The 12,134-nt window shown below is 67.6% G+C and carries 12 protein-coding genes; 6 read left to right on the top strand and 6 right to left on the bottom strand.

All coding sequences use genetic code 11. The features are described from left to right. The first annotated feature begins 18 nt into the window (after positions 1-18). Together ACQGNJ_RS07360 and ACQGNJ_RS07365 are read left to right on the top strand one after the other, a co-directional pair. Positions 19-1,059 carry a serine kinase gene (locus tag ACQGNJ_RS07360; protein WP_426688586.1) on the top strand — a complete coding sequence of 347 codons (1,041 nt, stop codon included), beginning with the start codon at positions 19-21 and terminating at the stop codon, positions 1,057-1,059. Then, positions 1,056-2,798 (top strand): ATP-binding cassette domain-containing protein, encoded by a 1,743-nt coding sequence (locus ACQGNJ_RS07365; protein WP_426688587.1) that lies wholly within the window; start codon positions 1,056-1,058, stop codon positions 2,796-2,798. The genes ACQGNJ_RS07360 and ACQGNJ_RS07365 overlap by 4 nt, the downstream gene beginning before the upstream one ends. 247 nt (positions 2,799-3,045) lie before the next feature. Here the strand turns inward: ACQGNJ_RS07365 and ACQGNJ_RS07370 are convergent, their stop codons facing one another. From ACQGNJ_RS07370 to ACQGNJ_RS07380, 3 genes are read right to left on the bottom strand one after another with little or no spacing between them, the layout of a single operon-like run. After that, positions 3,046-3,774 (bottom strand): cytochrome c biogenesis CcdA family protein, encoded by a 729-nt coding sequence (locus ACQGNJ_RS07370; RefSeq protein WP_426688588.1) that lies wholly within the window; start codon positions 3,772-3,774, stop codon positions 3,046-3,048. Beyond that, positions 3,774-4,160, bottom strand: coding sequence for a thioredoxin family protein (locus ACQGNJ_RS07375; RefSeq protein ID WP_426688589.1), 387 nt, complete (start codon positions 4,158-4,160; stop codon positions 3,774-3,776). Before ACQGNJ_RS07375 ends, ACQGNJ_RS07370 begins: the two co-directional genes overlap by 1 nt. Continuing rightward, positions 4,157-4,663: a DoxX family protein gene (locus ACQGNJ_RS07380; RefSeq protein WP_426688590.1), complete on the bottom strand. Its 507-nt coding sequence runs from the start codon at positions 4,661-4,663 to the stop codon at positions 4,157-4,159. The genes ACQGNJ_RS07375 and ACQGNJ_RS07380 overlap by 4 nt, the downstream gene beginning before the upstream one ends. Before the next feature lie 278 nt (positions 4,664-4,941). Here ACQGNJ_RS07380 and bufA2 point away from each other — a divergent pair, with 278 nt between their 5' ends. Genes bufA2 through ACQGNJ_RS07400 form a run of 4 tightly spaced genes read left to right on the top strand, consistent with a single transcriptional unit; the run spans position 4,942 to position 7,890 of the window. After that, positions 4,942-5,220 carry a BufA2 family periplasmic bufferin-type metallophore gene (gene bufA2, locus ACQGNJ_RS07385; RefSeq protein ID WP_140648494.1) on the top strand — a complete coding sequence of 93 codons (279 nt, stop codon included), beginning with the start codon at positions 4,942-4,944 and terminating at the stop codon, positions 5,218-5,220. A 52-nt stretch (positions 5,221-5,272) separates the two neighbouring features. Further along, positions 5,273-6,124: an MNIO family bufferin maturase gene (gene bufB / locus ACQGNJ_RS07390; RefSeq protein WP_426688591.1), complete on the top strand. Its 852-nt coding sequence runs from the start codon at positions 5,273-5,275 to the stop codon at positions 6,122-6,124. Then, on the top strand, positions 6,121-6,912 hold the full coding sequence (locus ACQGNJ_RS07395) for an HvfC/BufC family peptide modification chaperone (RefSeq protein ID WP_426688592.1): 792 nt from the start codon (positions 6,121-6,123) through the stop codon (positions 6,910-6,912). The genes bufB and ACQGNJ_RS07395 overlap by 4 nt, the downstream gene beginning before the upstream one ends. A 57-nt stretch (positions 6,913-6,969) precedes the next feature. After that, positions 6,970-7,890, top strand: a complete 921-nt coding sequence (locus ACQGNJ_RS07400) for an AraC family transcriptional regulator (protein WP_426688593.1) — start codon at positions 6,970-6,972, stop codon at positions 7,888-7,890. A 19-nt stretch (positions 7,891-7,909) separates the two neighbouring features. On the opposite strand, the gene ACQGNJ_RS07405 is transcribed toward ACQGNJ_RS07400, so the two are convergent. The 3 genes from ACQGNJ_RS07405 to ACQGNJ_RS07415 are packed head-to-tail and all read right to left on the bottom strand — an operon-like array spanning position 7,910 to position 12,133. Then, positions 7,910-9,880, bottom strand: coding sequence for a M1 family metallopeptidase (locus ACQGNJ_RS07405; RefSeq protein WP_426688594.1), 1,971 nt, complete (start codon positions 9,878-9,880; stop codon positions 7,910-7,912). A 55-nt stretch (positions 9,881-9,935) separates the two neighbouring features. Next, complete coding sequence (locus ACQGNJ_RS07410) at positions 9,936-11,156, bottom strand: AGE family epimerase/isomerase (protein ID WP_426688595.1); 1,221 nt, start codon at positions 11,154-11,156, stop codon at positions 9,936-9,938. Next, positions 11,153-12,133, bottom strand: a complete 981-nt coding sequence (locus ACQGNJ_RS07415; RefSeq protein ID WP_426688596.1) for a carbohydrate kinase family protein — start codon at positions 12,131-12,133, stop codon at positions 11,153-11,155. Before ACQGNJ_RS07415 ends, ACQGNJ_RS07410 begins: the two co-directional genes overlap by 4 nt. Between the last annotated feature and the right edge of the window lies 1 nt (position 12,134).

Genomic DNA, 12,134 nt, shown 5'->3' on the forward strand with positions numbered 1-12,134 from the left:
GATGTTCGATCGACGACGATGACACTGACTCCCTGCGCCGACGCTCGCGACGTCCATGCCGACCCGTTCGACGAGCGGTGCGGCGCGGTGGCGGGCATGGACCGGCAGATCATGGGCGGCCACTTTCGCTTCGAGAGTGGCAGCGAGGCGCTGCTGGCCCTGGTCGATGCCGCTTACGCGGGTTTGCCGCCGCATCGGTTGCCGCTGGCTGCGGCGGAGTTCCGCATCGAACTGCGTCTGGTATCGCGGCAGGTCCCGCCGTGCGGCGCCGAGCCATCGCCGATGCGGATGCAGTCCGGCGCGGGTTTGATCTGCGGCGTCATGGACGCCTCGAACTACGTGGTGCTGGATCCCGCGCAGCGGCGGGCACTGGTGGTGGCCTCGGAAGACATGCTGGACTGTCCTTACCATCTGCGCTACGAACTCATCGAGTTCGCCGTGTTCACCCTGGCCGCGCGTGGATTGGGTCTGGTGCCGCTGCACGGCGCCTGCGTCGGCCGTGGCGGGCGGGGCATCCTGCTGCTGGGTGCCAGCGGCGCGGGCAAATCGACCTTGGCTTTGCACAGCTTGTTGCAGGGGCTGGATTTCCTCGCCGAGGATGCCGTCTTCGTGCAGCCGGAGCAGATGCTGGCCACTGGCGTCGCCAACTTCCTGCATGTGCAGGCCGATGCGCTGCGATTCGTTGATGACGACAGTATCCGGCGCTGGATCGCGCAGGCGCCGGTGATCCGCCGCCGCAGCGGGGTCGAGAAATTCGAGGTCGACCTGAGGCTGGGTCATGGCCGGTTGGCGCCGGAGTCGCTGGCGCTGGTCGGCGCGGTGTGGGTGTCCAGCCAGCTGGCCAACGATCCCGCGGTCTTGCTTGCGCCGATTCCCGCCCACCAGATCGCCGCACGACTGCGCGCCGATCAGCCGTACGCGTCCGGGCAGCCGGGCTGGCATCTTTTCGAGCAGCAGTTGATGGCGCAGGGGGTGTATGAACTGCGTCGAGGGCGGCATCCGCAGGCTTCGGTCGATGCCTTGCGGCAGCTGCTGCACGTCGTCGGCGCGCACGCATGAGGGGATCCGGCGAAGCGCGGCCGGCACGCGATCGGGCCTTCGACATGCTGCGTTCGCTGCTGCATACGTTCACGCGCACCGACGTGGTGGAAACCACGGCGTACGTGCTGCTGTCGTTGGCCAGTGCGCTGGCCGGCAGCCTCGCCGCCGTGCTGCTGGTGCCGCTGGTGCAGCCGGGCCATGCCCTGCCGTTCGCCGTGCGCGGTAGCGTGGAACTGCAGGCGGTGATCTTCGCGATGGCCACGTTCACCTTTGCCGTGCTGCGCTGGCTGACCGCGCGACTGGGTGCGCGGCTGACCGCGCGCTACGGCATGACCCGGCGGCGGCAGGTGCATGCACGTCTGCTCGATGCGCGGCTGGATGCACTGGCGGACTCGACCTCGGCCGAGATCGCCAATGTGCTTACCTACAACGTCGAAATCATCACCCAGGGCTTCAGCGCCTTGCTGCAACTGCTGGTCGCCGGCGTCACTTCCCTGGTCAGCCTGGCGGCGGCGTTCTGGGTCTGCCCGCCGCTGATGCTGGCGACACCGCTGTTTGCCGCGTTCGGCGTGATCGCGTCGCGCGCATTCGGCCGCGGGCAAGCGCAGGTCGGTCGCCAGTATGTTGCCGACATGACGCGCTTGTTCTGGCACAGCGAGGACTTTCCGCGGCGCCTGCGCCACGTTCGTTCGTTCGAGCGCGAGGACGCCGAGAAGCACAGTTATGGCGCGATCTCCGCGCAGCTTGGCCAGGGTTACCAACGTCAGCTGGAACTCGTCGCCAACGGACGCCTGCTGCTCGAACTGCTGGCGGCGATCGGCATCGCAGCGGTCTTTGTGCTGGCCTATCGCTGGCGCGGGGTCGACCAGGCATCGCTGATCGCGGCCTGCCTGCTGCTCGGGCGCCTGCTGCCGTACCTGGTGTCGACCCGGCAGAGCTTCCAGCAGTTGCGTGCGGCTGCACCGGCCTTCGAACTCTGGTGGCGCTACATGAGCCTGGACGTGGACCGTTCGCCGACGGCACCGTCGCCGGCGGAAGCGGATCGCGCGACGCTGCACATTGAGCGGATGCAGCTGGCGCCGCCGCTGGCCGCGCTCGATGTCCGCCAGTTGAGTCTGGTGCCCGGCGAGCTGACCCTGATTTCCGGCGACTCCGGCATCGGCAAGAGCAGCTTGGTCGACGTGCTGGCCGGCATGAGCATGCCCGGGATTTTCGCGGCGCGGGTCGACGGACAGCCGATCGACTTCGGCGAATACCGCGAGCTGGTGCGGCGTGGCGCCTATGTCAGCCAGAGCGTGCGGCCCTGGCAGCATTCGGTGCGCGAATGCCTGCACTGGGCGGCACCCGCAGCCAGCGACGAGATGATGCAGGCCGTGCTGCTGGATGTCGGCCTTGACAAGCGCCTGGCCGGTTCACCCGATGGACTGGACACCACGCTGCACAGCGCGTCGAGCCGACTTTCCGGCGGTGAGCTGCAGCGGCTGCTGCTGGCCCAGGTGATCCTGCGCCAACCGTTCCTGGCCGTGCTGGACGAAGCGACCAGCGCGCTCGACGCCGCGGCCGAGATCCACGTGCTGGCTGCCATGAAACGTCGGCTGCCACGGACGATACTTGTCGTGGTGTCGCACCGGACCAGCGTGGCGGCGATCGCGGATCGGTGCCTGACCATCGGCAGCGACCTCGTGGCGATGGTTGCAGGGAACGTCGATCCGCACTGCGCCGCGGCGCAACAGCGAGGCGGGCGTGAGCACCACTGACGGGGTGGAACAGGGTTGCGCATTGATCGAGGCGTGCCGATAACCGTTTTCGCGATCCCATGGTGGACATCACTGATGCGGATCTGGGCGCTTCAGCGACATTCGATGTACGGGGGACGTTCGGTACATGCGCCAACCAGGCATCGGCCGACCGGTGCCACTCCCTTTTGACCTTCATGGGATGCATCAGCATGGAGCGCGCTTTCGAGCGGTTTCCGTCATGTCCGGCGGGAGGTTGGTGGCGCCATCACAGCGCGGTGGTGAACCGGGTCAGCCAGTCGGGGCTGATCGCCAGCAGGAAGGCTTCCAGTTTGTGATCGAGGCCGGTCAGGATCAGCACCCCGAACAACACGAACAAGCCGCCCATCGCTGCCTTGGTCGCGTGCCCGAATGACGCCAGCGAACCGCGCACGCGCATCATTGTGGCATGCGACAGCCCGCCCAGGGCGAGCAGCGGAAAGCCGGCACCCAGTCCGAACACCAGCATCAGCAGCGCGATTTGCGCCAGGTGCTGGCCTTGCGCGGCGAGCGAACTTGCCGCGCCCAGGGTGGGGCCGACGCACGGACTCCAAACCACGCCGAGCAGCAGGCCGATCAGGAACTGGCTGAGCGGACCTTCGCCCTTGATCGAGCCCAGTGCGCGCTGACCACCCGAACCGAGCCGGGCACTGATGCGCGCGAAGCCTTCCTGCAGCCGCGAGGACAGCATCACCACGCCGAACACCACCATCAGCACGGCCGCCACCTCGCGCATCGTCTGCGGGCCGAGACCGATCGAGGCGCCCAGCGTGGCGAGGAAGATGCCGACCACGGTGAACGACAGCGCCAGTCCGAGCGCCAGCGCCGCCGTGCCGAGCCGGTGCCGCGACAGCGCCGAGGCGATCAGGATCGGCAGGATCGGCAGCACGCAGGGCGACAGGATCGAGGCCATGCCGGCCAGGAAACTCACCACATAGGTGCCGATGCCGAAGGCCATTACAGCGCCTGCTGCAATACCGCGCGGATCGCCGCCTCCTGCGTCTGGCCGGTGGAGCGGGTGGCCTCGTGGCCCTGCCTGAACACCACGAAGGTCGACTGCTGGATCACCTTCAAACTTTTCCCGAGCGCGGTTTCGTTGTCGAAATCCGCTTCGAACAAGGTCACCGACTTGAACTGCGGTTCGCCGAGCAGCTTGTCGACAATGGGTTGCTGTGCGCGACAGGTCGGGCACCAGTCGGCGTGGAAATACACCACCACCGGTTTGCCGGCCGCCACTGCCTGCTCATATTGCGCCTGGTTGAACGGCAGCTTGGCCGCGGCGGCGGTGCCGGCCAGCAGCAGGGCGAGCGCACCGCAAAGATGCGAAATCGCGCGAATCTTCATGCGGTCACCTTGTGCTGTGGGGCGATGCGATGGTTTGCTGCTCCGTCGTGCGTGCGGATGCCCAGCCAGCGCGCCAGCAGCGTGTCCAGACTGACCTTGCCCGGGCCGGCGACAAGCAGCCAGAAGAAGATCAGGCTGTAGACGATTTCATCGGCCTCGACGTAGTCGTCCAGGCCCATCAGGTTGCTCGACACCACCAGGGTGACTGCCACCGCCATGTTGATCAGCATGGGGATGCAGACCAGCCGCGTGCACAGACCGAGCATCAGCAACAGACCGCCAAGCAGTTCGGTCCACGCCGACAGTGCCGCGCTGAACGCGGGAAACGGGATGCCCCAGCCGACGAAGCGCTGGGTGAAGCCGTCCAGGTTGTGCACCTTGGCAATGCCTGTTTCCAGCCAGAAGTAACCGAATACCAGGCGCAGGACGAGCGGGCCGAGCCAGCGCGCGGAGTGGAGCAGGTCGAGCAGGCGCGAAGCGCGGGCAGTGAGGAAGGAGCGCATGGCGGGAATCCGGTGGGAATGAGTGGGCAGCATGATGCGGATGCCCCACGGCCTGCGCCATGGTCGTGCGTCCATGCTTTCTTGCCGTGCGTCCGGTCCTGCCGGCGCCGGTGCGATGCCGGACGATCGGGCACAAAAACGGGATGCACGGGAACAGCCAGCGCCGCTGGCGATGCCGAGAATGCTTCGCGTCGGAACACCGCCACGACGTGTGGCGACCACCGACCCTTCCACCTTCGCCGCAAGATCGCGGCGCCCACTTTCCGAGGAGTTCCTACATGAAGACCAACACGTTCAACAGCGGTGCGATGGCTATCCTGGTTGCCGGCCTGTTCGCCGCCACGTCGATGTCCGCGGTCGCCGCCGACAAGACCGCCACCGGCGACACCGCCGCCGTCAAGTGCATGCATTCCTCGTCCTGCAAGGGACACGGTGCGTGCAAGCAGGCCAGCAATTCGTGCAAGGGCCAGAACTCGTGCAAGGGCCAGGGCTTCACCATGCAGAAGAGCCAGCAGGACTGCAGCGCGGCCCAGGCTGCGGCGAAGTCGGCACCCTGATCAACAGGCGGGCTTGCAGCGCGCTGCAAGCCCGCCATTGCCCGGACCTGCCATGAATGCCTGCACTTCCGATCACCCGCTGCCGTGCCTGGGCTACGGGCTGGGTCTGCGCGTGGACCACTACGAGGCCTTGCTCGAACAACCGGGCAACGTCGAGTGGCTGGAAATCGTTTCCGAAAACTACATGGTGCCCGGCGGCCGGCCGCTGGCGTGGCTGGAGCGGTTTCGCCAGCGCTTTCCGCTGGTTATGCACGGCGTGTCGCTGTCGATCGGCAGCACCGATCCGCTGGATGACGGTTACCTGGCGCGGCTGTCGGCACTGGCGCACCGGGTCGAGCCGGCCTGGATTTCCGACCACTTGTGCTGGACCGGCGTGCAGGGCGTGAACCTGCACGACCTGATGCCGCTGCCGTATACCGAGGAGGCGCTTGCCCATGTGGTGGAGCGCGTCAGCCGCGTGCAGGACGTGCTGGGGCGACGCATCCTGCTGGAAAACGTCTCCAGCTACATCAGCTTTGCCGATGCGCAGCTGACCGAGTGGCAGTTTCTCGCCGCGGTGGCCGAGCGGGCGGATTGCCTGATCCTGCTGGACATCAACAACATCCACGTCAACGCGCACAACCATGGGTTCTCGCCGCTGGCCTACCTCGACGGCATCCCCGCCACGCGGGTGCAGCAGTTTCACCTGGCCGGCCACGAGCAGGGCGGGCAGCTGCTGATCGACACGCACGATGCGCCCATCGTCGATGACGTGTGGCAGCTCTACCTGGAGGCGGTCCGGCGCTTCGGGCGGGTCTCCACCATGATCGAGCGCGACGACCACATCCCGCCGCTGGCCGAACTCATGGCCGAGCTGGACTACGCGCGCCAGCTGGCGCTGCCGCTGCTGCAGGACGCGGCATGAGCGGTCTGCAAGCGCTGCAGCAGCGCATGCTGCAAGCCGTACTGGCCGACAAGGCGCCGCGACTGCGCGGGATCCGTGGCGACGAGCGTGCCGATGCATCCAGCCGTATGGACGTCTATCGTCAGGGCTACAGGGTCCGCCTGCGCGACGCGCTGGCACTGGAGTTTCCCGGACTGTGCCTGCTCGCCGGACGGGATTTCGAGCGCCTGCTGAAAAGCTACGTCGCCGCGCATCCATCCGGCCACTACAACATCCGCTGGCACGGCGCTGGCCTGCCGGCGTTCCTCGAATACGGCCTGCCCTGGCGCGAACGCCCGGCGCTGGCCGAGATGGCACGGCTGGACTGGGCCATCTCCACCGCGTTCGACGCGGTGGACGAGGTGGCGGTGGACCCCGCGGAGCTGGCCGGCGTGCCCGCCGAAGCCTGGGTCGATCTGCACCTGCGCCCGCAAGCGCACCTGCAGATCCTTGGCGGCGTCTGCAACGTCGAGGCGTTCCGCCGCGCCGCCGATCGGGAGCTCGCCCGCCCGCGGCTGCGGCGATACCGGCGTTCGCGCCACCTGCTGGTGTGGCGCCAGGCGCTGGCCGTGCGCTATCGGCTGATCGAGGACGACGAGCGGATGGTGCTGGCCGCCGCGATGCGCGACGAATCGTTTGCACTGTTGTGCGACCGGCTGGCGGAGCATCATGAACCGTCCGCCGCCATGCCGCGCATGGCCGGCATCCTGCGTGGCTGGCTGGACGATGGTGTGCTGGCCGGCTGGAGGCTGCAGCAGGACTCGATGTAACCCTGGCCATGGCCGCGGCGAAAGGCTGGCACAGAACCCGCGATGGAGGGATCGCCCGTGCATATCGAACCGCATCCTGACCGGCCCGACGGGCCGCCGCCCCGACTCATCGAGCCGGCGCTGGAATCGTTGCTCAACCAGTCGATGCTGCAGGTCGAAGTGGTGGCCGAGCTGCACCGTTGCGGCTCGTGGTTCCTGAGCCAGCCGCGCTACCACTCCGGCCTGTTCCACCTGGTCGGGGCCGGTCGCTGCACGTTCGAATGCCCCGCGCTGGGCGAGCCGATGCAACTGGAGGCGGGCGACCTGGTGGTGCTGCCGCAGGGCGAGGCGCATCGCCTCAGCGTGGACGAGCCAGCGCACCCCGAGCAGCCGGACCGCACCAGCTTCATCTGCGGCGAACTGAAGTTTTCCGGCAATGCCCATCACCCGCTCAGCCACGCCTTGCCGGCGTGTTTCGTGACCCGCGCCAGGGACGCCGGTGCCACGTTTCGCCAGCTGTCCTCGATGATGGTGGCCTTGGTCGATGCCGGTGTGATGGGACGACAGGTGCTGCTGAACAAGCTGGCCGATGCGCTGTTCACGCTGGCGATCTGCGACTACGCCAATCGTGCGGGCGAGCACCGCGGGTTGTTTGCGGCGCTCGGCGATCCGCGCATTTCCCGGGTGCTGCATGCGGTACACGAAACGCCCGGGCAGTGCTGGACCATGCAGTCGCTGGCCTGCCTGGCGTGCATGTCGCGCTCGGCGTTCGCCGAACGCTTCACCCACCTGATGAAGATGCCACCGATGCAGTACGTCACCCAATGGCGGGTGACGGTGGCCGAGCAGTTGCTGCGCGATCGCCGCCAGTCGGTGGCCGACATCGCCCAGCAGCTGGGCTACAGCAGCGAAGCGGCGTTCCGGCGCCTGTTCAAGCGCGTGAGCGGCGTGAGCCCCGGCCGCCTGCGCGTGGAAGGGACCTGCCCGGCCCTCAACTGATCAGGCAGGTCGGCGCTGACTACGGCGTGGCGGTGTTGTTGGCGCGATTTGCATCGGGCAAGGCGTGGGCCGGGTCGATCGTGGCCGACTTCACCGGCTGGCTGCCAGCCACCCGGACGACGTAGCTGCGGTGCTGCTGCCAGGTTTCCACCGGCACGCGAACCTGCTGCTTGCTGCCGTCGGCGTAGGTCACTTCCAGCGTCGCCGGCAGCACCAGCCGGTCGAGGTTGGCGACGGTGATGTCGGCGCCATGGCTCCAGTTGCCGTCGATCGGGGCGACCTTCTGCACGGCCAGGTCGAGCTGCCAGTTGTGCTCGAACCAGCCGCGCCAGAACCAGCCCAGGTCCTCGCCGGTTTCGCTTTCCATGAAGCGGAAGAAGTCCGATGGGCTGGGGTGCTTGTACGCCCAGGTGGCGATGTACTTGCGGAACGCGGGGTCGAAGCGCTCCGGCCCGATGATCTGCTCGCGCAGCAGCACCATGCCGAACGCGCCCTTGAAGTAGGTGATCGGGTGGCGGTACTTCTCCGGCACCATGTCGGCGCCGATCAGCAGCGGCGGGGCGCTCTGGTCCTGCATCACCTTGGCCATTTCGTCGGCGGGGTTGCCGTGGCCGGGGGCGTATTCGCTGTCGCGCTTGGGCGCGTATTCGCCGTGGTTGAACGCGTCGGATTCATAGACGTCGACGAACGTGTTGAAGCCCTCGTCCATCCACGCGTCGCGGCGTTCGTTGCTGCCCACGATCATCGGGAACCAGCTGTGGCCGATCTCGTGCGCGATCAGCCCCTGCAGGCCGCCGCCCTTGGCGCGCTTGGAGTCGAAGGTGATGCCGGGATATTCCATGCCGCCGGCGGTGCCGGCCTCGTTGATCGCCACCGGCCAGGGATAGGCGAACCACTGCTTCGAGAAGTATTCGGTGGAAGCCTTCAGGTATTCGGTGGCGCGGCCCCAGGCGGCATCACCGGCGCTCTCGACCGGGTACAGCGACATCGCCAGCGCGGTCCTGCCACCGGGCAGGTTCATCCGCGCGGCGTCCCACACATAAGCTTTCGAGGCGCCGAAGGCGACGTCGCGGCTGTTCTTCATGCGGAAGTGCCAGGTCAGCGTGCCGCCCTGTTGCGGACGGCTGGACGGCTGGGTGACTTCATCCGCGCTGCGGATCATCACGGTGGTGTCGCTGTGCCGTGCCTGCTCCAGTCGCTGCTGCTCGGTCTTCGTCAAGACGTCCTGCGGGTTCATCAACTCGCCGGAGCCGGCCACGATCATGTCGGCCGGTACGGTGACCGCATAATCGAAATCACCATATTCCAGGTAGAACTCGCTGTTGAGATACGGCGCGGTGTCCCACCCGCGCAGGTCGTCGTACACCGCCATGCGCGGGTACCACTGGGCGATCTCGAAGATCTCGCCGTTCTTGCTGGGGTTGACGTCCATGCGCCCGCCGAACTCGCCCGGCACGGTGAAGCTCCAGCGGATGTGCAGGCGCAGGCTGGCGCCGTTGCCTTGCAGTGCTGCCGGCAGCTGTACCTGCATCCGCGTGTCGGAGACGATCCACTTCACCGGTTGCTGGTGGCCGCTCGCGTCCGCCACCTCGACCGACGCGATCCGGTAGCCATCGGTGAACTCGGTGGGGAACTTGTCGCCGGTGAAGGCGCCGCGGGCATCGCGCAGGTAGCGGTTCTGGTCCAGTTGCAGCCACAGCACGTCGAGCGCGTCGGGACTGTGGTTGGTATAGCTGATCACCTCGCTGCCGCTGAGCAGGCGGGTGGCCGGATCCAGCGAGGCGGTGATCTTGTAGTCGGCGCGGTTCTGCCAGAACAGCGGGCCGGGTTTGCCGTCGGCCGAGCGATAGGCTGTTGCCGGTTGCGGGTAGCGGTAGGGGGCGAAGGTCTGCTGCGGGTCGTAGTTCGATGGCGTGCCGTCGGCGGCGAAGGCTGGCGCGATCAGCACCATGGCGAGCGCGGCGGCGAATGAGCGGGTGACAGGGTTCATGCAATGCCCCGGTGAGGGAGAAGAATCAGCTGGTTGCTGAAAGGAGAGGCCGTTTTCAGGGCGTGCCGCCGCGGCGAATCAGGGCCAGCACTTCATGACAGGCACCCATGGTGTGGTAGTCGGTCTTGCCGGCCGGGCTCTTGTCATCATCGTATTTGCGGTTGTCGCGGGTGAGGATGCGGTACCAGGCGCCGTGGCGGTGATCGACGAAATGCTGCCATGCGTACGCCCACAGTTGCCCGTACCAGTCGTCATAGGCTGGCTCGCCGGTGCGCTCGTGCAGCAGGGCGGCGGCGGCCAGCGATTCGGCCTGCACCCAGAAATACTTGTCGTCGTCGCAGACGCTGCCGTCGGGCGCGAAGCCGTAGCAGATGCCGCCGTGCTCGCGGTCCCAGGCGCGTGCCAGCGCGGTGTCGAACAGGTGCCGGGCGGTGGGCAGCAGCCAGTCCTGCGGGGTGCCGCGCACGCGCAGCAACGGTTCCATGATCAGCAGCAGCTTGGCCCATTCGGTCTGGTGGCCGGGCTGGAAGCCCCACGGCCGGAACAGGTGCCTCGGGTCGTCGCGGTGGTAGTCCCAGTCGATGTTCCAGTCGCGATCGTAGTGCTCCCACACCAGGCCGTCGGCCTTGGCGGCCTGCCGGCGGGTCATGTGATCGGCGAGTGCGAGTGCGCGCTCCAGATAGCGTGGTTCGTCGCTGGCCTGATACGCCGCCAGCATCGCCTCGCACATGTGCATGTTGGCGTTCTGCCCGCGGTAGTTGCTGAACTGCCAGTTCGCATCGGCCTCGTCGCGGTACAGGCCGGCCTCGGCATCCCAGAAGTGGTGCTCCAGCAACTGCCAGGTTTCGTCCATCCAGACGGCGGCCTCGTCGATGCCGGCCTTGCGCGCACTGGCATAGGCGAGCAGCACGAAGGCGACGCCGTAGGCATGGTTGGTGCGGTCCTCCGGTTGGCCGTCGCGGATGGTCCAGGCGTAGCCGCCACCGATGGGGTCGCGATGCACCTCGCGCAGGTAGCGCAGGCCGTGCCGCGCGGCGTCGAGGTATTCCGGGTTGGCGAACTCGATCGCCGCCATCGCGTAATTGAAGACGAAGCGGGTGCTGCTGACCAGGTGCCGATGGCGCGGGTCGTAGATCGTGCCGTCGTCCTTGAAGTAGTGGAAGAAGCCGCCGGCGGAGTCGATCGCGCGCGGGTGGTAGAACGCCATGGTCTGCGCGATGTGCGCGCGCAGGAAATCGGCGGAACGGAAATCGGGCGTGGCGGGTACCGCACTCATGCCTGTTGTTCCATGAAGGCCAGCACTTCGTCGCCGCGTGGCATGGCGGCGAAGGAGCCCTGGCGGGTGACGGTGAGCGCGCCGCAGGCGGCGGCGAAGCGCAGCATCGCGTGCAGGCGCGGCAGTTCGCCGACGAGATGGTCGAGTCGTTCGGTGCCCGCGTCGAGTTCGGCCAGGCAACACAGCAGGCCACCCATGAAGGCGTCGCCGGCGGCGGTGCTGTCGACTACCTCGACCGTGTAAGCGGGCAGCTCGCCTTCGGCGTCGGGATGGAACCAGCGCAGCGGTTTCGCGCCGTCGGTCACCACCACCAGCCGGCTGCGGCCCAGCCACAACCGGTCCAGCGCGGCCTGTTCGCCGTCCACCGCCAGCCAGCTGAATTCCTCCGCGCTGAACTTGACCACGTCGGCCAGGTGCAGCGCCGGCCACAGCAGCGGATGCGGATCGGTTCCGGACGGCCACAGCGCGGGGCGCAGGTTGAGGTCGAAGCTGACCAGGGCGCCGGCGCCGTGCGCACGCTGCATGCCCTCGCGGGTGGTGTCGGCCAGCACCGGGTCGGTCATGCTGTTCGAGCAGACGTGGAACACGGCCACATCGCGAAACGTGTCCGCGCGGAAGTGGGCCGGGCGGAACAGCAGGTCGGCCGAACGCTCGCGGTAGAAGCTGAAGCTGCGTTCGCCGTGGGCGTCGAGCGTGACGAAGGCCAGCGCGCTGTTCGCCTGGTCGCTGCGCACGATGTCGTCGGTGCCGACGCCGGCGCGCTGCAGGCTGTCGAGCAGGAAGTCGCCGAAGCGGTCGTGCGAGAGCATGCCGGCGAAGCGCGCCGCACCGCCCAGTCGCGCGGCGGCGACCGCCACGTTGGCCGGGGCGCCCCCGGCAAACGGCACGAAGCCGGCGGCAAAGCCGTGCTCGTCGCGGCCGCTGGCATGCAGGTCGATCAGGGCCTCGCCAAAGCACAGGACGGATCGCGTGCTCATC

The organism is Rhodanobacter ginsengiterrae (assembly GCF_050026815.1).
GTDB lineage: Bacteria > Pseudomonadota > Gammaproteobacteria > Xanthomonadales > Rhodanobacteraceae > Rhodanobacter > Rhodanobacter ginsengiterrae.